The following is a 20,446-nucleotide window of genomic DNA, read 5'->3' on the forward strand; positions in this document are numbered from 1 at the left end:
TCCGCCACCGAGAGCTCCGTGCCATCCGAGTGAAGGAACCATGCACCGATCAGCACCGCGCCTGTCCCGCGTCCTCGCCTCCGCCGCCGTTCCGGTGATGCTCGTAGCCGTCGGCTGCTCGTCGGGCTCCGGCTCCGACAGCGAGAAGAACGCGGGCTCCTCCGCGTCCGGCTCCCCCAGCGCCACGCCCTCGGAGCCCACGGTCGAACCGGCGAAGTTCTCCGACCTGCCCGACCCGTGCGCCTCGGTCGGGAAGAAGACCATCGAGGACCTGGTGCCGGAGGCCAAGAAGAAGGGCGGCACCGCGGGCCGGTCCAACGACCTGTCGGTGCGCGCCGGCTGCTCGTGGAACGGCCTGGACGACAAGGGGGTCAAGGGCTCGCAGTACCGCTGGCTGGACGTCGGCTTCACCCGCTTCGACTCGGACCAGTCGCTGGGCAGCGGTGCCGAGCGTGCCGCCGGCGACTACGCGAAGCAGATCGCCAAGGCGAAGGCCGCCGAGGGCGCCGAGAAGGTCACCGCCGAGCCCACCGCGGGCATCGGCGAAGAGGCGACCGTCGTCACCTACGGCCTCACCAAGACGGACGAGGACTTCGCGTACGCCACCGTCGTGGCACGCACGGGCAACGTCGTCGTCAGCCTGACGTACAACGGCGCGGGATACGCGGGCGCGAAGACGCCCGCCGTGAAGGACATCGTCAAGGGCGCGGAGAAGGCCGCCAAGGAAGCCGTCGCCGCGGTCGACGCCATGGCCGCGTCGACGGCCGTCCCCACGGAGAAGGGCGACGCGACGGACGACGCGAAGGACACGGCCGACCCCAAGAGCGACCCCGCGGACAGCTCCAAGGCCACGAGCACACCGTGAAGGGCCCTGCGCGCGCCATGATCTGACGAGCCGCCTGCTCCCCAACGCACAAGCGCCGCAAGCACGTTGCGAGGCCCGGCCCTCTCCGGAGGCCGGGCCTCACCCCTCCCCCGACACCGGCACTCGCACACATGTGCCAGGCTGTGCCATCGCCGGGCCTCCGAGCCCGGCCGGAAACAGCGTCGGGGAGACAGACCCCGGGAACAGAAGTCGGGGAGGGGATCGCGGTGGCCGCGATGCAGCTGACACGCACGCACCGCATACTCATCGGTGTCGTCGTCGCCGGTGCGGTGCTCATCGCCGCGATCGGTTTCGCGGGGTCCTACGCCGCCGTGCGCGAGCTCGCGGAGGACAAGGGCTTCGGCTCCTTCTCCCTCGTCTTCCCCATCGGCATCGACGCGGGCATCTGCGTCCTGCTCGCCCTGGACCTGCTGCTCACGTGGATGCGCATCCCGTTCCCGCTGCTGCGCCAGACCGCGTGGCTGCTGACCGCCGCGACGATCGCCTTCAACGGCGCGGCCTCCTGGCCCGACCCGCTCGGCACCGCGATGCACGCGGTCATCCCCGTCCTGTTCGTCGTGTCCGTCGAGGCCGCCCGCCACGCGGTGGGCCGGATCGCGGACATCACGGCCGACAAGCACATGGAGGGCGTCCGGCTCACGCGCTGGCTGCTCTCTCCCGTACCGACGTTCAAGCTGTGGCGGCGGATGAAGCTGTGGGAGCTGCGCAGTTACGAGCAGGTCATCAAGCTCGAACAGGACCGGCTGGTCTACCAGGCCCGGCTCCAGGCCCGTTTCGGCCGCAACTGGCGGCGCAAGGCCCCGGTCGAGTCCATGATGCCGCTGCGGCTGGCGAAGTACGGGGTGCCGCTCGCCGAGACCGCCCCGGCCGGGCTCGCCGCCGCGGGCATCGAGCCGGTCCTGCTGCCTCCGGTCGAGGCGGCCCGCCCGAAGCCGGAGCTGGACTACGCGCCGCAGCGGGAGCACGAGCGGGAACGGCCGCACGAGAGCGACTCCGGCCGCCCGCACGGCCCCGGACCCGAGCAGGACGCCGGCCCCGAGCAGACCCACCCCGAGCAGGGCCCCCACACCGCCGCCCCGCACGACCAGCGGCCCCGCCCCCAGTCCCAGGCACAGCCCCAGCCCCTGCCGCAGGCACAGCCGCTCCCCCAGTCTGCGGCCCCGGCCCCGGCCCCGGAACAGCAGCAGCCCCGAACAGCGGCACATGCCCAGGCCCAGCCGCTCCCCCAGCCCCAGCCCCAGGCACAGCCCCAACGGCCCGGACCGGCCGAGCAGCCCTACGCGCCCACCCACGACAGCCCGTGGTTCGCCGCCCAGCACCTGCCGGACAACGCCCACGAGAGCGCGTACGACCCGCAGTACGTCGAGGGCTTCGAACCCACCCCGGTCCCGATCCCCACGGGCCCCGGGCGCCCCCGTGCCGAGCAGGCGGGCCCGCCCCCGGCCACCGGGGCGACGGCGGCAAAGGAGCCCGCGGAGATCTTCCCCGAGGACGCACCGCAACAGGAGGAGTGGTCCCAGGAGGACCAGGACTACGCGCAGGCGGCTTTCGAGGAGTTCAGCGCCTACACGGAGGGGCGGAGCCGCCATCCGAGCGTGATGGAACTGGACGCCCGTCTCGTCGAGACGCGCGATGCCCGCCACCCCCGCTCCACGGAGCTGCTCCTGAGCCTGATGCCGAAGTTCGAGCAGGCCTACGCCCAGGAGTCGGCGATGGCCGACCGGAGCGCCTGACCCGCGGCCGGCCCGGAACCCGGCGCGCACGACGAAGGGCCGCCGCCCGGACGTCGCGGGCGGCGGCCCTCGCTTCACCTACGGTGTCACGAGCCGAGCAGCCTGCGCACCCGGTCCTCGCCCACGGCGAGCAGCAGGGTCGGCAGGCGCGGGCCGGTGTCGCGGCTGACGAGCAGCCGGTAGAGCAGCGCGAAGAAGGACCGCTGGGCGGCCTTCAGCTCGGGCGTCGGCTTGGCGTCCGGCTCCAGCCCGGCCAGCACCTTCGGCACCCCGTAGACGAGCGTGGTGAGCCCGTCCAGCGACCAGTGCGTGTCCAGGCCCTCCAGCAGGAGGCTCAGAGAGGCGCGGCCCTGCTCGTCGAGCGAGCCCAGCAGCTCCTTGTCGGGCTCGTCGCGGACGATGGTGCGGGCCTCGGCCGGGATCTGGGTGGTGATCCAGTTCTCGGCGCGGTCGAGGCGCGGGCGGGCGTCGTCCAGCGAGGTCAGCGGGTTGTCCGGGTCCAGTTCGCTGAGGATGCGCAGCGTCTGGTCCTCGGCGCCGGCGGTGATGTCGACGACCGAGGCGAGCGTCCGGTACGGCAGCGGGCGCGGGGTCGCGGGCAGCTCGCCCGCGGCCGTGCGGACGGCGCGGGAGTGCGCGGCGGCGTCGGCGGGCAGCACCGTGCCGTCGGCGACCTTGCGGCCCAGCGAGTCCCACTCGTCGTAGAGCCGCTGGATCTCCTGGTCGAAGGCGATCTTGAACGACTGGTTGGGCTTGCGGCGGGCGTAGAGCCAGCGCAGCAGCGGCGCTTCCATGATCTTCAGCGCGTCGGCCGGGGTGGGCACCCCGCCCTTGCTGGAGGACATCTTGGCCATGCCGGAGATGCCGACGAAGGCGTACATGGGTCCGATGGGCTGGACGCCGTCGAAGATCTCGCGGACGATCTGGCCGCCGACGACGAAGGAGGAGCCGGGTGAGGAGTGGTCGACGCCGCTGGGCTCGAAGATCACGCCCTCGTACGCCCAGCGCATCGGCCAGTCGACCTTCCAGACGAGCTTGCCGCGGTTGAACTCGCTGAGCCGGACCGTCTCGGCGAAGCCGCAGGCCGAGCAGGTGTAGTTCAGCTCGGTCGAGTCGTCGTCGTAGGAGGTGACGACGGTGAGGTCCTTCTCGCAGTTGCCGCAGTACGGCTTGTACGGGAAGTAGCCGGCGCTGTTGCCGCTGCCGTCGTCCTCGTCGGCGGCGCCGGAGCCCTCCGCCGCCTCCAGCTCCGCCTCGTCGGCCTTCTTCTGCTGCTGCGGCTTCCTGCCCTTGGCCGGGGCTCCGCCCGCCGGGTCCTTCTTCGTCCGGTAGCGGTCCAGGACGGCGTCGATGTCGGCGCGGTGCCTCATCGCGTGCAGGATCTGCTCGCGGTAGGCCCCGGCGGTGTACTGCTCCGTCTGGCTGATCCCGTCGTACTCGACGCCCAGCTCCTCCAGGGCCTGGGTCATGGCGGCCTTGAAGTGCTCGGCCCAGTTCGGGTGAGGGGAGCCGGCCGGGGCGGGCACCGAGGTCAGCGGCTTGCCGATGTGGTCGGCCCAGGACGCGTCCACGCCCGGGACCCCGTTGGGGACCTTCCGGTAGCGGTCGTAGTCGTCCCAGGAGATCAGGTGGCGCACGGTGTGCCCGCGGCGGCGGATCTCGTCGGCGACCAGGTGCGGGGTCATGACCTCGCGGAGGTTGCCGAGGTGGATCGGGCCCGACGGGGACAGACCGGAGGCGACGACGACCGGTTTGCCAGGCGCACGACGCTCCGACTCGGCGATGACGTCGTCCGCGAAGCGGGAGACCCAGTCGGTCTCGGTGCTGGTCTGACTATCGGCCACGGTCGGCACGTCCTTCTCTCGTATGAGGTCCCAGTGGGGCGGGAACCATTCTCCCAGGTACCCCCCACAGCGCGAAAACGGCTTTGCACCCCGTGGGATACTGGGAAGATCCCTTGCCCCCCTACGGAAACGGCAGCCCGTCCCATGCCTGAGCACGGCTCGGTCCCCTCCCTCGCTTCCACGCTCCAGCAGCAGCTGGCGGACGCCCTGACGGCAGCTCTGCCGGACGCCGGCGCCGCGGACCCGCTGCTGCGCCGAAGCGACCGGGCCGACTTCCAGGCCAACGGCATCCTGGCGCTCGCCAAGAAGCTCAAGGGCAACCCGCGCGAGCTGGCCGCCCAGGTCACCGCCGCCCTCCCGGCGGGCGGGCTGATCAAGGACATCGAGGTCTCCGGCCCCGGCTTCCTCAACGTCACGCTCACGGACCGGGCGATCGTCGAGACGCTGGCCGCCCGGTCGGCGGACGCCGACGGCCGGCTCGGCGTGCCGGTGCGGGCCGAGGCCGGGACCACCGTCATCGACTACGCCCAGCCCAACGTGGCCAAGGAGATGCACGTCGGCCACCTGCGGTCGGCGGTCATCGGCGACGCGATGGTCAAGATCCTGGAGTTCACCGGCGAGGACGTGGTCCGGCGGCACCACATCGGCGACTGGGGCACCCAGTTCGGCATGCTCATCCAGTATCTGATCGAGCACCCGGGCGCACTGGAGCACGAGGGCGACGCGGCGGACGGCGAGGCGGCGATGTCGACGCTGAACCGGGTCTACAAGGAGTCGCGGGCTCTGTTCGACGCGGACGAGGAGTTCAAGGCCCGCTCCCGGGACCGGGTGGTGGCCCTCCAGGCCGGGGACCCCCGGACGCTGGAGCTGTGGCAGGGCCTCGTCGACGAGTCGAAGATCTACTTCCAGTCGGTGTTCGACAAGCTCGACATGGAGATCCGCGACCCGGACATCGTCGGTGAGTCCGGCTACAACGACATGCTGGAGGAGACCTGCCGCATCCTGGAGGAGACGGGCGTCGCCGTCCGCTCCGAGGGCGCGCTGTGCGTGTTCTTCGACGACGTGCTGGGCCCGGACGGCAACAAGGTCCCGCTCATCGTGAAGAAGACGAACGGCGGCTACGGCTACGCGGCCACCGACCTCTCCGCGATCCGGAACCGGGTGCGGGACCTCAAGGCCGACACCCTGCTGTACGTGGTGGACGCCCGGCAGTCGCTGCACTTCCGGATGGTCTTCGAGACGGCCCGCCGGGCGGGCTGGCTGAACGACGGCGTGCAGGCCGTCCAGCTCGCATTCGGCACCGTCCTCGGCAAGGACGGCAAGCCGTTCAAGACCCGTGAGGGCGCCACCGTCCGGCTGGAGGACCTCCTCGACGAGGCGGTCACGCGGGCCACGGCCGTCGTCCGGGAGAAGGCCGAGAAGGTGGGCCTGACGGAGGACGAGATCGTCGAGAACGGCCGGTACGTCGGCATCGGCGCCGTGAAGTACGCGGACCTGTCGACCTCCGCCGTGCGGGACTACAAGTTCGACCTGGACCAGATGGTGGCGCTGCACGGCGACACGTCGGTCTACCTCCAGTACGCCTACGCCCGCATCCAGTCGATCCTGCGCAAGGCCGGGGACACCGTGCCCGCGGCCCACCCGGAGCTGGAGCTGGCCCCGGCGGAGCGGGCGCTCGCCCTGCACCTGGACCAGTTCGGAGAGGTGCTCTTCGAGGTCGCGGCGGGCTACGAGCCGCACAAGCTGGCCGCGTATCTGTACCAGCTGGCGTCCCACCTGACCACGTTCTACGACCAGTGCCAGGTGCTCAGCGCGGACAACGCCCCGGAGGTCGTCGAGAACCGGCTCTTCCTGGTCGAGCTGACCGCCCGCACCCTGCACCGGGGGATGGCCCTGCTCGGCATCCGGACGCCCGAGCGGCTCTGACCCCGCGCGGACGGACGCGGACGGGCCCCGGCAGCCCTCGGGTTCTCACGGCCCTCGCAACACCCTCGGTCTGCGGGAGTCGCGAGGACCCCTGCCCCAAGGGCGCCGGGGCCCGTCCGCGTCGCCGCCGTCAGGTCACTGCGGGCGGCCCAGTGCCCACCCCGACACGTCGGAGAGGCGTCCGCGCCACAACGGCAGGGAGACAGCGGCCATGGACCCGACGACGAGTGTCACGTCCCGCAGGTGAATCCAGCGGGGCAGCCGGGCCGTCCGCGCGTCCTCGTGAGCGTGCAGTTCCCGCACGCCCTGGTCGACCGTCTCGGGGAACTCGGCGATCAGGTCGGCCCCCTCGCCCTCGACCTGGCGCAGGCTCCTGGCCCACTCGGCCTTCCACTGCTCGTGCCCGATGGCGTCCCCGTGGAGCAGGCCGCCGGGGTGCGTGAGGGTGAGGGGCAGGCTGGAGCGTGGGTCCTCGTCGAGGAGCTGGATGAGCAGCTGGAGCTGGAGGTCGGGCAGAGGCTCGGTGATCATCGCGGCGGACGGTGCCGGTGAGGCGGCGGCGGTGGCGCTCATGGGCCCTTCCCTTCACATGGCGGACGACGGCTCTCCCCCTCATCTGCCCGGCGAAACCGGGGCCACGCCCCCGGGCCGGCCTCAGAGGAAGCGGCGGATGGGCAGGACCGCTGCCTCCCGGGCGCGCTGGAGGAGGCCCCGGCGCTTCCACCGGTCCCGGTCGATCAGCTCGCTGCGCTCCAGGTCCTCGTCGAAGTGGCCGTCGAGGGCAGCCGTGAAGTCCTGGTCGAGGACGACCAGCATGACTTCCTCGTCGTGGTCGAGCGAGCGCCGGTTGAAGTTGGTGGAGCCGATGAGGGCCGCGACCCGGTCCACGGTGATGGCCTTGGTGTGCAGCATGGTCGGCTGGTACTGGTGGATCTTCACGCCGCAGGCGGTCAGCTCCTCGTAGTGGCGCTGGCCCGCCAGCCGGCAGACCCGCTTGTCGGTGTGCGGACCCGGCAGCAGGATCTCGACCTCCACACCGCGCCGGGCGGCGTCGCACAGCAGCCCGGTGAAGTAGGCGTCGGGGGCGAAGTACGCGGTGGTGAGGCGGACGCGTTCCTCCGCGGACTCCAGGACGACCCGGAGCAGGGTCTGCATGTCCTGCCAGCCGAAGGAGGCGGAGCCGCGGACGACCTGCACGACGGCGTCGCCCTGGTGGTCGCCCACGACGAACCGGTCGCGCTCGTCGAACAGATCGTCGTGGCACTCGGCCCAGTTCTGGGCGAAGGCGGCGGCCAGGCCGTCGACCGCGGGGCCGGTGACCTTGACGTGGGTGTCGCGCCACTCGCTCTCGTCGCGGGCGTCGCCGCACCACTCCTCGGCTATCCCGACGCCGCCGGTGAAACCGGTGCGCTCGTCGACGACGAGGACCTTGCGGTGGCAGCGGTGGTTCTGCTTCAACGGCGAGAGGTAGAGCGGCTCGCGGAACCAGGACACGGTCACCCCGGCCTCGGCCATCAGGGCCAGCTGGTCCTTCTCTATGAGCCGGCAGCCGAAGCCGTCGAGCATCAGCCGCACCCGGACACCGGCACGGGCGCGCTCGGCCAGCGCCTCGGCGAACCGGTGAGCGATGTCACCACGCCAGTAGACGAACGTCATCAGGTCCACGGTGTGCTCCGCGTCCCGGATGGCCTCCAGCATCGCGCCGAAGATCTCGTCCCCGTTGCGGAGCGGGACGAGGGCGTTCCCCTCGGTCGCGGCGATGCCGATCAGCCGCTCCAGCCTGCGTCTGAGCCGCAGGGAGCGCTCCTCGCAGGTGCGGGCGTCCAGGGCCGTGGGATCAGAGGCTTCGGCGGCTTCGGAGGCTGCGGAGGTAACGGACATCTTTCACCTGGCGGGGACGGGGCGGAGCGGCAGTCCGGCCGAGGACGGCGGAGCTGCGACGGACCCGGCGACTGTACTCCTGTGCGAACGCGGATGGGGTCGGCCTCCACGCCCGGCGAGGGAACCGCGTGGTCCGGCTCAGTCCTGCCAGGCGGGCTCCCATCCGACCTCGGGGTTGCCGTACACGTACTCCGGCCGCCCCTCCATGCCGCTCGTACGGAACGGCTTCCCGTGGTCGTCGATCCGCAGCGTCCCCGTGCTCCCGCCACTGCTCCACTCCAGCTCCAGATACCAGGTGACGTCGTGGTCCACGGCCTTCAGATCGAGGTTGAAGACCTCCACGTCCTCGGACGAGACCTTGAACGGGAAGTCCGCGGCCGCGACCACGCTGTCCCCCTGCCTGCCCGGGACCGGGGCGAGGGAGGGGTGCCCGGCATCGAGGTCGGCGGCGAAGGACTGGGGCGTGATCCCGCTGCCGCAGCCGTTCCCCATCAGGTAGGCCGACCAGGGCGGCGGAGCGTCGCGGGACAGCACACGCACGTGCAGGCCGTTGAGGACGACCGCTTGGCGGGAGGTCCCCTGCACGGTCAGCTGGAGCAGCATGTTCCCCGCGTCGATCCCGCCGTACGCGGCAGCCCAGCCCCGCCGGTCCTGCGGCGGGGGCGGCGCGTCCACCTCGTTGGGGGCCCGGTCCACGAGGTAGTGCTGCCCGCAGGGCTCGTCCCAGTTGTACGAGGAGATGCTGACGGCCGGCGGAGCGCCGCCCACGGCGCCCCCGCCCCGGGGCGGGTCCGTACGCGAGGCGGCGGAAGAGGCGGCCGAGGGCGGCGGGGCGCTCGGGGAGGGGCCGGCGGGGCTCGCGGAGGACCGGGGCGTGCCGGTGGGGGAGCCGCCCGGCGCCACGACGGGGGCCTCGCCCTCGGACCCGGTTCGCCCCGGAGCGCCCGCGCCGCCGTCGCTGACCACCCGGCCGCCCGCGCCCCTGTCACCGCCCGCGTCGGTGAGGCCGGCGGCGACGATCGTGGTCGGCACGAGGAGCGCGACGACCCCGGCCGAGGCCAGCAGCGCCCGCGTACGCGAAGGAAGCCGGGACCACCGCGAGCCCGGCCGGGCCCCCGCTGCGACGGCCCGCACGTCGGCGCCGGCACTCGCGTCGGCACCGGCGCCCCCACCGGCACCGGCACTCGCATCGGCATCGGCATCGGCATCGGCGTCAACGGGAGCCGCCGGCCGTCCAGGGGCGCGCGGCGCGTCCGTCGCCGTGGGCGGCCGCCGACGGGCCGCGTCGGCCACGATCCACCGGCGGTGCACTTCCACCAGTTCGTCGCCCGTCGCCCCGCACAACCGCGCGAGCCGCTCGGCAGGGGCGAACTCGCCCGGCACCGCGTCCCCGTTGCAGTACCGGTGGAGGGTCGAGGTGCTGACGTGCAGTCTGCCCGCGAGGTACCCGTAGCTGCGCCCCGAACGGTCCTTCAGTTCCTTCAGCAGAGCCGCGAACTCCACGGCCTCCGGCGTCGCCACGACGGCGTCTCCCCCCTCGTGCGTCCCGTGACGGCGTTCCAGGGACGCGGAATTCCCGCAGGTCACCGTACGCGTAGACGTTCCGGTTTCCCGAATGGTTCAGCAGGCGTTGCGGCCGGAATCCGCCGTGCCACAAGCTCGGACCAGACCACAGCAGGACCACGGGCCGGCCGTTCGACCGGACCCACACACCAACGAGTACGGGGAGTACCACCGCCATGCGCACCGACCGCATCCGCACCACCGCCCTCGCAGCCACCGCCCTCGCCGCCGCTCTCTCGCTCACCGCCTGCGGCGGCGAGGACAAGGCCATGGGGACCAAGGCGGCCCCCACGACCGGGACGGCGGCCCCCGCGGCAACGAGCAACGACAGCACGGCACAGCCCGACGCACCGGAGGCCGGCACGCCCGACACGCAGACCGTCCCCGCCGGGGGGAAGCAGGCGGGCGACGACGGCGTCACCGACGGCAAGAAGCCGCAGACCGCGCCGAACGCGAAGGCCGCGGCGTCGGTCGCGGCCTGCACGACCACGAACTCCACGGTCGGCGTCTCCCCGGTGAGCCGCCCGATCAACCACCTGCTGCTCACGGTGACGAACACCGGTTCCGCCGACTGCGCCGCGTACCACGCGCCGTTCCTCCGCTTCGACGACGCCCAGGCCGTGTACCCGGTCTACGACGACAGCCGGCCGCAGTCGGTCGTCGTGCTCTCCCCCGGCGAGAAGGCGTACGCGGGCATCGCGCTCCTCGGAGAGCCCGGTCAGAACGAGCCGGTCCAGAGCGAGAACCTCGGCGTCACCATGGTCGACAGGAACAACGCGCCGAAGAACGAGTCCACGCTGAAGCTCCCGGCGGAGACCTACACGGACGGCCTGGGCTTCGTCACCTACTGGCAGTCGGACGTCGAGACCGCCCTGATGTACTGAGCGGACGAGGCAGTCCGGGCCAGCGCCTGACATGCGGTAACTGTGCGCGGCCCGTACACATTTGTTGTACGGGCCGCGCGTGCGTGAAGTGGGTCACCGGGTGGGAGGGGGAAGCGTATGCACCCCAGAAAGCGACAGCGCAAGAACGCCTCGTCCATGAAGCTCGTGGGCAAGCTCGTGGCCCGCTTCCGGCTCGAAGCGGGCATGACACAAATCGAACTCGCCCAAGCCGCAGGCGTACAGGAGGACACGATCGCCTCCATCGAGCAGGGCAGGCGCTCCCTCGTCCCGGACCTGGCGGACACAATGGACGACCTGCTGGGCACCAAGGGCGCGCTGTCGACGGCGGTCGACAACATGCCGGAAGTCGACCTGATCCCGCTGTGGGCCGAGGACTACATCGACATGGAACAGGACGCGTTGACGCTGTCCTGGTACGACAACCAGGTCATCCCGGGCCTGCTCCAGACCAAGGCGTACGCGGAGGCGATGTTCCGCAACAGGATTCCGGTCTACAGCCCGGAAGAGATCGAGACGCAGACGGCGACGCGACTCCAGCGTCAGCAGATGTTGTACCGGAGCAAGCCGCCGACCACGAGCATCGTGATCTGGGAACCGGTGTTGATGATGAGGCTGACATCGGAGGAGGAGCATCGGGAGCAGCTCCGCCACCTGTACGAGATGGCCCGGCTGCCGGGCGTCTGCCTCCAGGTGCTCCCGCTGAGCAGCACAGCCCACGCGGGCCTCGATGGCTCCTTCACCCTCTTGGAAACCCCGGACCACCAGCACGCCGCCTACACCGAGACCCAACGTGGCAGCCAATTGATCACCGACCGGAATGAGGTCAGCATCCTGGCCCAGAGATATGCGATGCTGCGAGCCCAGGCGCTCACCCCAGAAGAGACCCTGCGCCTGCTGGCCCGTTTACTGGGAGAAAACATGAGCACCGCACTGAACTGGTTCAAGTCGAGCTACAGCGGCAGCGATGGCGGCCAATGCCTCGAAGTCGCCTACGACTGGCGGAAGTCGAGCTACAGCGGCGACGAAGGCGGGCAGTGCGTCGAGATCGCCGCCCACCCCGCCGCCGTCCACGTCCGTGACTCCAAGGACATCGAGGGCCCGACGTTCACCGTCGCGCCCACTGCCTGGTCGGCGTTCGCCGCCTACGCCGCCACCGCCTGACCGCAGCGCCGTACAGCCCGCCTCGCCCCCACGGCATCGCACCCGGATCACGCCCGGACCGTCTCGTAACGGAGCAGCACGACCCCGTTGCCGAAGGTCCGGGTCTCCAGCAGCCGCAGCCCCTGCCGCTCCTCCGTGTCCCGGAAGAACGGGCGGCCCCGGCCGAGGATGACGGGATGGACGTAGATCCGGTACGCGTCGATCAGGTCGAACCGCCGGAACGACTCCAGCAGGTCCGCCCCGCCGACCACCAGGTCCCCCGACGCCGCGTCCCGCAGACCGCGCACCTGCTCCGGGTCGACCTCGTGCAGCAGGGTCGCCCCCGGCCCCACGCTCTCCAGCGTCCGTGAGAAGACGAACTTCGGCATGTCCCGCCAGATGCCCGCGAACTCGGCCATCGGCCCTTCGACGGCGGGGTCCTGATCGGCGGTGGGCCAGAACTCCTCCATCAGCTGGTAGGTGACGCGCCCTTCGACGAAGCCGCCCATCGTCCGGAGGCAGTCGTTGAAGTGCTGGTGCACCTCCTCGTCGACGGTGTGCCAGTCGATGTCCCGGTCCGGGCCTTCGAAGAACCCGTCGAGGGACACCGACACGGTCGAGACGATCTTGTTCATGGAGCCGCCCATCGAGGTCAGCGGAATCAGGCGCCGCGAGCATACGTGCGCGTAACCGGTCGCCCAGGACGCCGACGTCTCCGCGTCGGGCGGCGCCACCCGGACGCCCGTATGCCAGGCCTCCCCCAGGGCCCGCGGCCCGCCCGGCCGGAGGCTTCGCCTCCCGGCGGCGGACCGTCCCGGCGGTCCCGACCGGGGCGGAGGGAGAGTCGGGTCACCCTGCCCGGGACGCTTTCCGGCGGTCCTGCGGCACCGGTGGGCGCTCCGGGTCCGCCACCGTCCGTTGTCAGTGGCCCCGCTTAGGGTCACCACCATGGCGACTCTCCCGAACCCTCTGCCCTCCCTGTCCGCCTCCGGCCTGGACCTCCCGCCCGGCTCCCTGGTGGACACGACGCTCGACGGCTCCTGGCCCGAGCCGTTGCTCTGGTACGCGAACGCCCCGGCGGCCCCGCGGGACTGGTCGGCGCTGCGCTCGGCCGGGCGGCGGCTCGGGCTGCTGCCGGTGCTGATCAGCGGCGGGCCGCGCGACCACTGGCCCGAGGAGTGGGACCTGTGCCCGGACGAGACGTCGTATCCCGGCGACCACGATGCCGAAGAGGTCCTCGCGGAGTACTGGACGGGGACCGCGGACGGAGCGGCCGGCCAGGACGACGCGGACGACGGCGAAGGGGGCCGCGGCCAAGGAGGCCGGGAAGAAGCGGGCGGCGCACGGGGCCCCTGGCCCGGCCTCGCCCCGGCCCCGGCGCGGGAGGCGCCGGACGACCCGGACGCGGTGGCCTCCGAGGTCGCCGACATCATCACCGCCGACCCGGACAGCTGGCTCACCGGGGCCCGGATGGCCCTCGTCCCGGCCCGCCGCAGCGCGGACATACCGGCGGCGATCGGCTGGTCGGGCCCGGTGAACCACGAGGGCGACGTGGCCCGGCTCTGTGCGGTGCTCCGTTCCTGGGAGGACCGCTACGACCTGCGGGTGGTGGTGCTCGGCCTCGACACGATGATCGTCTCCGTGGGCCGCCCGCCCACCACCCTGGAGGAGGCCCGCGCCCTGGCCGCCGAGCACTACGCGTTCTGCCCGGACAACATCGACCAGACCCCGCCGTACGACCTCGGCGTCTACGCGGAGAAGCACCTGCTCGACCAGGAGGTCTGGTCGTTCTGGTGGGACTGACCCCCACCGCCCCTCGGGGGGAGCGGCGGCGGGGCCGGGGCCGGCACGCCGGACGAGACCCGTGCTTCATACGGGCGCCGGCCCCGCGGCAGGCCCGCTACGCCGTACGGCGGGGGGCGCCGGCGCTCACCGCGCCTGCCACCGTGTGGGTCACTTTCGTAGCATTCATGGCACTGGTCGACCGGCCCTGACAGAAAGTGTCCACCCCCATGAACGACACACACCCCCCGACCACGGCGGCTGCGGCAGCGGCCGAAGCCGCCGAGCGCCTGATAGCCGAGTACCGCGCGCTGCCCCCGGACAGCGACCGCAAGCGCGAGATCATCACCGAGCTGGACGCCAACGCCCAGGCGCTGCCGTTCCTCGTCTCGGTCGTCGCGGACCCGCGGGAGTACGACCTGGCCCGGGTCGAGGGCGCCACCGTCCTGCGCCTGTGGCCCCCGGCCGACCCGGCCCTGCGCCACCGTGCCGGGCGCGCGCTGCTCACCGCGCTGCGGGACCCGGCCGAGGACCTGGTCCGCCAGTACGCCGCGATGTCCCTCGCGCCCTACACCGCCGACCCGGCCGTCACGGCGGCTCTGGACGCCATCGCCCGGGCCGACGAGGACCCGCTCGTACGGGACAGCGCCCGCTTCTCCATCGAGGAGGCCGCCCGGCTCCACCTGACCGGAGCCGGCGGCCGCTGAGCGGCCCGGGGCCCCGGGAGGCGGCTCAGCGTCGCCCGTCGCGCCCCAGCCACTGCGCGGCCTCGGTCGCCCAGTAGGTGAGGATCATCCGCGCCCCCGCCCGGCGGATGCCCGTCAGACTCTCCAGGATCGCCCTGTCCCGGTCGATCCAGCCCTTCTCGGCGGCGGCCTCGATCATCGCGTACTCCCCGCTGATCTGGTACGCCGCGACGGGCACGTCCACCGAGTCCGCGACCTTCGCGAGGATGTCCAGATACGGCCCGGCGGGCTTGACCATGACCATGTCCGCGCCCTCCGCCAGGTCCAGCGCCAGCTCCCGCAGCGACTCGCGGGCGTTGGCCGGGTCCTGCTGGTAGGTCTTGCGGTCGCCCGTGAGCGAGGAGCCGACGGCCTCGCGGAAGGGGCCGTAGAAGGCGGAGGAGTACTTCGCGGTGTAGGCGAGGATCGACACGTCCTCGTGCCCCGTCTGGTCCAGCGCGTCCCTGACCACCCCGACCTGGCCGTCCATCATGCCGCTGGGGCCCACCACATGGGCCCCGGCGTCGGCCTGGACCTGGGCCATCTCGGCGTACCGCTCCAGGGTGGCGTCGTTGTCCACGCGCCCGTCGCCGTCGAGGACGCCGCAGTGCCCGTGGTCGGTGTACTCGTCCAGGCACAGGTCCGACATGACGACGAGGTCGTCGCCGACCTCCTCGCGCACCGCGCGCAGACCCGCCTGGAGGATGCCGTCCGGGTCGGTGCCCGCCGTGCCCCGGGCGTCCTTCTTCGCCTCCTCCGGCACCCCGAAGAGCATGATCCCCGAGACCCCGGCCGCGACCGCCTCGACGGCCGCCTTCCTCAGGGTGTCCAGGGTGTGCTGGTGCACGCCGGGCATGGCCGAGACGGCGACCGGGGCGTCGATGCCCTCCCGTACGAAGGCGGGGAGGATCAGGTTCGCGGGGTCGAGCCGTGTCTCGGCGACCATCCGCCGCATCGCCGGGGTCGTCCGCAGCCGCCGGGGGCGGGAGCCGGGGAAGTTTCCGTACGCAGTCATCCTCCGACGATAGACCCGCGCGCGCCGCGGTCTTACCGACACCCGCACCGGTAAAGGCAGGGGCCCGGCCGCCGAAGCGACCGGGCCCCTCGTCCGTGTGCCGCTCAGGTCGTCGTGCGACGCCTGCGCGCTCCCGGACGCCGCTCGCTCGGCCGGGTCACCGGGTCGCCGGCCTCCTTCGCCGCGTCCCGGCGCCGCGCGCCGAAGTCCGCCAGCGCCTGGGCGAGCTTGTGCACCGACGGCTCCGGGGACAGCACGTCGACCCGCAGGCCGTGCTCCTCCGCGGTCTTCGCCGTGGCCGGGCCGATGCACGCGATGACCGTCACGTTGTGCGGCTTGCCGGCGATGCCCACCAGGTTGCGGACCGTCGAGGACGAGGTGAACAGGACCGCGTCGAAACCCCCGCCCTTGATCGCCTCGCGGGTCTCGGCCGGCGGCGGCGAGGCGCGGACCGTGCGGTAGGCGGTCACGTCGTCGACCTCCCAGCCCAGCTCGATGAGCCCGGCCACCAGGGTCTCCGTGGCGATGTCGGCGCGCGGCAGGAACACCCGGTCGATCGGGTCGAAGACCGGGTCGTAGGGCGGCCAGTCCTCCAGCAGGCCGGCGGCGGACTGCTCCCCGGACGGCACCAGGTCGGGCTTCACACCGAAGTCGATCAGAGCGGCGGCGGTCTGCTCGCCGACGGCCGCGACCTTGATCCCGGCGAAGGCGCGGGCGTCCAGCCCGTACTCCTCGAACTTCTCCCGGACCGCCTTGACCGCGTTGACGCTGGTGAAGGCGATCCACTCGTAGCGGCCGGTGACCAGGCCCTTGACCGCGCGCTCCATCTGCTGGGGCGTACGCGGCGGCTCGACGGCGATCGTCGGGACCTCGTGCGGCACAGCACCGTAGGAACGCAGCTGGTCGGAGAGCGACGCGGCCTGCTCCTTCGTGCGCGGGACGAGCACCTTCCAGCCGAACATCGGCTTGGACTCGAACCACGCGAGCTGGTCGCGCTGGGCGGCGGAGCTGCGCTCTCCGACCACGGCTATGACCGGCCGGTGCCCCTCCGGCGACGGAAGGACCTTCGCCTGCTTGAGGACCTGGGCGACCGTCCCGAGGGTCGCCGTCCAGGTGCGCTGGCGCGTGGTGGTGCCCCCGATCGTCACGGTGAGCGGGGTGTCCGGCTTGCGGCCCGCGGAGACCAGCTGCCCGGCGGCGGAGGCGACCGCGTCCAGGGTGGTGGAGACGACGGCGGTCGCGTCGCTCGCGCCGACCTCGCTCCAGCACCGGTCGGAGGCGGTACGGGCGTCGACGAAGCGGACGTCCGCGCCCTGGGCGTCGCGCAGCGGCACGCCGGCGTACGCGGGCACGCCGACGGCGTTCGCGACCCCGGGGACCACCTCGAAGGGCAGTCCCGCGGCGGCGCAGGCGAGCATCTCCGCGCCCGCGTCCCCGTCCAGGCCGGGGTCGCCCGCGACCGCACGGACCACCCGCCTGCCGCCCTTCGCGGCCTCCATGACAAGATTGGCCGCGTCCCTGAGAACGGGCACCCCGGCGGTGGTTGACGGGACGTCAACCACTGCCAGCTCAGGCGTGCTCACGCCTGCCCGCGCGTGCCCGCGGACGACGTCGAGCACGTCCGGCTCTGCGACAAGGACGTCCGCGCTCGCCAGCGCCTCGACGGCGCGCAGTGTCAGCAGTCCCGGGTCGCCGGGACCGGCGCCGAGGAAGGTGACCTGCCCTTGGGCGGACAGGGCCGGGAAATCGGATGCGGCGGGGCCGTTGGGGCTCAAAGTGCTCGCTCCCCCATAAGACCGGCCGCACCCTTGGCGAGCATCTCGGCGGCGAGTTCGCGACCGAGGGCCGCCGCGTCGTCGTACGACGTGGGGGCGGAACCGGTGGTGGACAGCTGCACGAGCGAGGAACCGTCGATGGAACCGACGACTCCGCGCAGGCGCAGTTCGTTGACAACCTGTCCGTCGACCAGGAGGTCGGCCAGCGCACCCACAGGTGCGGAGCAGCCGGCCTCCAGGGCGGCGAGCAGGGCACGCTCGGCGGTCACGGCGGCCCGGGTGTACGGGTCGTCGAGCTCGGCGAGTGCGGCGGCGAGGTCGGCGCTGGACGCGGCGCACTCGATCGCCAGTGCTCCCTGGCCGGGAGCGGGCAGGACGGTGTCGACCGACAGGAAGTCGGTCACCTCACCGGACCGGCCGAGACGGCTGAGCCCCGCGGCGGCCAGGACCACCGCGTCGAGCTCCCCGTCGCGTACGAAGCCGATCCGCGTGTCGACGTTGCCCCGGATGGGGACGGTCTCGATCCGCAGTCCGTGGGAGCGGGCGTACGCGTTGAGCTGCGCCATGCGGCGCGGCGAACCGGTGCCGATGCGCGAGCCGGACGGCAGCTGCTCGAACGTCAGCCCGTCCCGGGCGACCAGCGCGTCGCGCGGGTCCTCGCGCTGCGGCACGGCCGCCAGCACCAGCTCGTCGGGCTGGCTCGTCGGCAGGTCCTTGAGCGAGTGGACGGCGAAGTCCACCTCGCCCCGCACCAGGGCCTCGCGCAGCGCGGCGACGAACACACCGGTGCCGCCGATCTGCGTCAGGTGCTCGCGGGAGGTGTCCCCGTACGTGGTGATCTCGACGAGCTCGACGGCGCGCCCGGTCACCTCGCCGACCGCCTCGGCGACGAGGCCGGACTGGGCCATGGCGAGCTTGCTGCGCCGGGTGCCCAGCCGGAGCGGCGCGGAGTTCCGCGCGCCCGGGGATGAGTTGTCGGTCATGACCGCCCTCTATTCGGGTCGTTCAGGTCTGCCCGGGAGACGGCGGCCACCGTCTGCGGGTCGAGGTCGAAGAGTTCTCGCAGCGCGTCCGCGTACCCGGCGCCGCCGGGCTCGCTGGCGAGTTGCTTGACCCGCACGGTGGGCGCGTGCAGGAGCTTGTCGACGACGCGGCGCACGGTCTGGGTGATCTCGGCGCGCTGCTTCTCGTCCAGGTCGGGGAGGCGGCCGTCCAGCCGGGCGATCTCGCCGGCGACCACGTCGGCGGCCATGGTGCGCAGGGCGACCACGGTCGGGGCGACGTGCGCGGCGCGCTGGGCGGCGCCGAAGGCGGCCACCTCGTCGGAGACGATCGTGCGGACCCGGTCCACGTCGGCGGCCATCGGGGCGTCGGCGGACGCCTCGGCGAGCGACTCGATGTCGACGAGACGCACCCCCTCGACGCGGTGGGCGGCTCCGTCGACGTCGCGCGGCATGGCGAGGTCGAGCACGGCGAGCCGGACCGGGCCGGTGGGCTGGGCGGGCACGGTGGCCCGGCGCACCGCGGTCGCCGGGGAGGCGGCGGAACCGTTCTCCACCCAGGCGGCGTGCTGGTCGACGTCGGCCGGGGCCGGGGCGGCGCCGGACGCCGCGGGCGCCCTGGGCGCGGGTCTCACGGTCGTGCCCAGGGCGTCCGCGAGGGCGTCGGCGGTGAGGACGAGACCGGTGGCGCCGGTGCAGGAGACGACCACGTCGGCACGTGTCAGTTCGTCGCCGACCGCCGACATCTCGATCGCGTGGGCGCGCACCGCGGTGTCGTCGCCCTGCTGGAGGATCTCCACCAGGCGCTCCGCGCGGGAGCGGGTCCGGTTGGCGACGACGATCTCGGCGACCCCGGTCCGGGCGAGGGTGGCGGCGGCCAGCGAGGACATCGAGCCCGCGCCGATGACCAGGGCGCGCTTGCCGCGGGCCCAGAGCGCGGGATCGGCGCCCGCGGCGAGCTGCTGGAGCCCGAAGGTGACGAGCGACTGCCCGGCCCGGTCGATGCCGGTCTCGCTGTGGGCGCGCTTGCCGACCCGCAGGGCCTGCTGGAAGAGGTCGTTCAGCAGCCGCCCGGCGGTGTGCAACTCCTGGCCGCGGGCGAGCGCGTCCTTGATCTGGCCGAGGATCTGGCCCTCGCCGACGACCATCGAGTCCAGTCCGCAGGCCACAGAGAAGAGGTGGTGGACGGCCCGGTCCTCGTAGTGCACATAGAGGTGCGGAGTCAGCTCCTCCAGCGTGACGCCGCTGTGCTGGGCGAGCAGCGTGGACAGCTCGGCGACGCCCGCGTGGAACTTGTCCACGTCCGCGTACAGCTCGATGCGGTTGCACGTGGCCAGCACGGCGGCCTCGGTCGCGGGCTCCGCGGCGAGGGTGTCCTGGAGAAGCTTGGCCTGGGCCTCGGCGGCGAGCGACGCCCGTTCCAGTACGGAGACGGGGGCGCTGCGGTGGCTGAGCCCGACGACGAGGAGGCTCATGCCGGCATCACGGCGGGCATGTCCCCGTCGGGTCCCTTCCGGCTGGCGGGGGTGGCGCGGATCGGGGGCGCGCCCTCGTCCTCGGCGGCGGCGTCCTCGCCGGCCTTGCGCTGCTCGTGGAACGCGAGGATCTGGAGCTCGATGGAGAGGTCGACCTTGCGCACGTCGACGCCTTCGGGCACCGAGAGCACGGTCGGCGCGAAGTTCAGGATGGAGGTCACGCCCGCGGCGACGAGCCGGTCGCAGACCTGCTGGGCGGCCCCGGGCGGAGTGGTGATCACGCCGATGGAGACCCCGTTGTCGCTGATGATCCGGTCCAGGTCGTCGGTGTGCTGGACGGCGATCCCGGCCACCGGCGTACCGGCCATCGCGGGGTCGGCGTCGATCAGCGCGGCGACCCGGAAGCCGCGGGAGGCGAAGCCGCCGTAGTTGGCGAGGGCCGCGCCGAGGTTGCCGATGCCGACGATGGCGACCGGCCAGTCCTGGGTGAGCCCGAGTTCGCGCGAGATCTGGTAGACGAGATACTCGACGTCATACCCGACACCGCGGGTGCCGTAGGACCCCAGGTAGCTGAAGTCCTTGCGCAGCTTCGCCGAGTTGACGCCGGCCGCCGTGGCCAGCTCCTCGGAGGAGACCGTGGGGACCGATCGCTCGGAGAGCGCGGTCAGGGCGCGCAGGTACAGCGGAAGTCGGGCGACGGTGGCCTCGGGAATTCCTCGGCTGCGGGTCGCCGGTCGGTGCGTTCGGCCAGTTGCCACGGTGCTCCTGCGGGATGAGCGGGGCTGCAGGCGGCCG

At 72.6% G+C, this 20,446-nt stretch carries 17 protein-coding genes and 1 pseudogene; 8 read left to right on the top strand and 10 right to left on the bottom strand.

The features are described from left to right. Window positions 1–40: 40 nt before the first annotated feature. Complete coding sequence (locus V9U70_RS01280; RefSeq protein ID WP_336672521.1) at window positions 41–865, top strand: DUF3558 domain-containing protein; 825 nt, start codon at window positions 41–43, stop codon at window positions 863–865. Between the two features lie 227 nt (window positions 866–1,092). Then, window positions 1,093–2,619 carry a DUF2637 domain-containing protein gene (locus tag V9U70_RS01285; RefSeq protein ID WP_336672522.1) on the top strand — a complete coding sequence of 509 codons (1,527 nt, stop codon included), beginning with the start codon at window positions 1,093–1,095 and terminating at the stop codon, window positions 2,617–2,619. Window positions 2,620–2,705: 86 nt separating this feature from the next. Here V9U70_RS01285 and lysS read toward each other — a convergent pair whose 3' ends face one another. After that, entirely contained in the window at window positions 2,706–4,472 is a 1,767-nt protein-coding gene (gene lysS, locus V9U70_RS01290; RefSeq protein WP_336672523.1) for a lysine--tRNA ligase, read from the bottom strand. 135 nt (window positions 4,473–4,607) lie between these two features. Here lysS and argS point away from each other — a divergent pair, with 135 nt between their 5' ends. Then, window positions 4,608–6,389, top strand: a complete 1,782-nt coding sequence (argS, locus tag V9U70_RS01295) for an arginine--tRNA ligase (protein ID WP_336672524.1) — start codon at window positions 4,608–4,610, stop codon at window positions 6,387–6,389. Between the two features lie 135 nt (window positions 6,390–6,524). Here the strand turns inward: argS and V9U70_RS01300 are convergent, their stop codons facing one another. The 3 genes from V9U70_RS01300 to V9U70_RS01310 form a co-directional block, all read right to left on the bottom strand. Further along, window positions 6,525–6,962 (bottom strand): hypothetical protein, encoded by a 438-nt coding sequence (locus V9U70_RS01300; protein WP_336672525.1) that lies wholly within the window; start codon window positions 6,960–6,962, stop codon window positions 6,525–6,527. Window positions 6,963–7,043: 81 nt separating this feature from the next. Next, a complete protein-coding gene (locus tag V9U70_RS01305) occupies window positions 7,044–8,270 on the bottom strand; it encodes a phospholipase D-like domain-containing protein (RefSeq protein WP_336672526.1) in 1,227 nt (408 codons plus the stop codon). Window positions 8,271–8,408: 138 nt separating this feature from the next. Beyond that, on the bottom strand, window positions 8,409–9,791 hold the full coding sequence (locus tag V9U70_RS01310) for a helix-turn-helix domain-containing protein (RefSeq protein ID WP_336672527.1): 1,383 nt from the start codon (window positions 9,789–9,791) through the stop codon (window positions 8,409–8,411). Window positions 9,792–10,009: 218 nt separating this feature from the next. Between V9U70_RS01310 and V9U70_RS01315 the strand changes: the two genes are divergently transcribed. The 3 genes and pseudogenes from V9U70_RS01315 (at window position 10,010) to V9U70_RS01325 (ending at window position 11,899) form a co-directional block, all read left to right on the top strand. Continuing rightward, window positions 10,010–10,717 (top strand): DUF4232 domain-containing protein, encoded by a 708-nt coding sequence (locus V9U70_RS01315; protein ID WP_336672528.1) that lies wholly within the window; start codon window positions 10,010–10,012, stop codon window positions 10,715–10,717. 156 nt (window positions 10,718–10,873) lie between these two features. Then, window positions 10,874–11,653, top strand: a pseudogene (locus tag V9U70_RS01320) (helix-turn-helix domain-containing protein); the annotation flags it as partial. 3 nt (window positions 11,654–11,656) lie between these two features. Next, entirely contained in the window at window positions 11,657–11,899 is a 243-nt protein-coding gene (locus tag V9U70_RS01325) for a DUF397 domain-containing protein (RefSeq protein WP_336672558.1), read from the top strand. Between the two features lie 47 nt (window positions 11,900–11,946). Here V9U70_RS01325 and V9U70_RS01330 read toward each other — a convergent pair whose 3' ends face one another. Continuing rightward, entirely contained in the window at window positions 11,947–12,513 is a 567-nt protein-coding gene (locus tag V9U70_RS01330; RefSeq protein WP_336672559.1) for a dihydrofolate reductase family protein, read from the bottom strand. A gap of 313 nt (window positions 12,514–12,826) precedes the next feature. On the opposite strand from V9U70_RS01330, the gene V9U70_RS01335 reads away from it, so the two are divergent. Continuing rightward, on the top strand, window positions 12,827–13,681 hold the full coding sequence (locus V9U70_RS01335) for a DUF4253 domain-containing protein (RefSeq protein WP_336672529.1): 855 nt from the start codon (window positions 12,827–12,829) through the stop codon (window positions 13,679–13,681). Window positions 13,682–13,890: 209 nt separating this feature from the next. After that, a complete protein-coding gene (locus tag V9U70_RS01340; RefSeq protein WP_336672530.1) occupies window positions 13,891–14,367 on the top strand; it encodes a hypothetical protein in 477 nt (158 codons plus the stop codon). 25 nt (window positions 14,368–14,392) lie between these two features. Here V9U70_RS01340 and hemB read toward each other — a convergent pair whose 3' ends face one another. The 5 genes from hemB to V9U70_RS01365 all read right to left on the bottom strand — a co-directional run bounded on the left by hemB (window position 14,393) and on the right by V9U70_RS01365 (window position 20,409). Further along, on the bottom strand, window positions 14,393–15,400 hold the full coding sequence (gene hemB / locus V9U70_RS01345; protein WP_336672531.1) for a porphobilinogen synthase: 1,008 nt from the start codon (window positions 15,398–15,400) through the stop codon (window positions 14,393–14,395). Window positions 15,401–15,504: 104 nt separating this feature from the next. Further along, on the bottom strand, window positions 15,505–17,175 hold the full coding sequence (locus V9U70_RS01350) for a bifunctional uroporphyrinogen-III C-methyltransferase/uroporphyrinogen-III synthase (RefSeq protein ID WP_336672532.1): 1,671 nt from the start codon (window positions 17,173–17,175) through the stop codon (window positions 15,505–15,507). Continuing rightward, on the bottom strand, window positions 17,172–18,158 hold the full coding sequence (gene hemC / locus V9U70_RS01355) for a hydroxymethylbilane synthase (protein ID WP_336672533.1): 987 nt from the start codon (window positions 18,156–18,158) through the stop codon (window positions 17,172–17,174). The genes V9U70_RS01350 and hemC overlap by 4 nt, the downstream gene beginning before the upstream one ends. Further along, window positions 18,155–19,651, bottom strand: a complete 1,497-nt coding sequence (locus tag V9U70_RS01360; RefSeq protein WP_336672534.1) for a glutamyl-tRNA reductase — start codon at window positions 19,649–19,651, stop codon at window positions 18,155–18,157. Before V9U70_RS01360 ends, hemC begins: the two co-directional genes overlap by 4 nt. Continuing rightward, complete coding sequence (locus tag V9U70_RS01365; protein WP_336672535.1) at window positions 19,648–20,409, bottom strand: redox-sensing transcriptional repressor Rex; 762 nt, start codon at window positions 20,407–20,409, stop codon at window positions 19,648–19,650. The genes V9U70_RS01360 and V9U70_RS01365 overlap by 4 nt, the downstream gene beginning before the upstream one ends. Window positions 20,410–20,446: the final 37 nt, after the last annotated feature.

It is taken from the genome of Streptomyces pratensis (genome assembly GCF_037137275.1).
Taxonomy (GTDB): domain Bacteria; phylum Actinomycetota; class Actinomycetes; order Streptomycetales; family Streptomycetaceae; genus Streptomyces; species Streptomyces pratensis_B.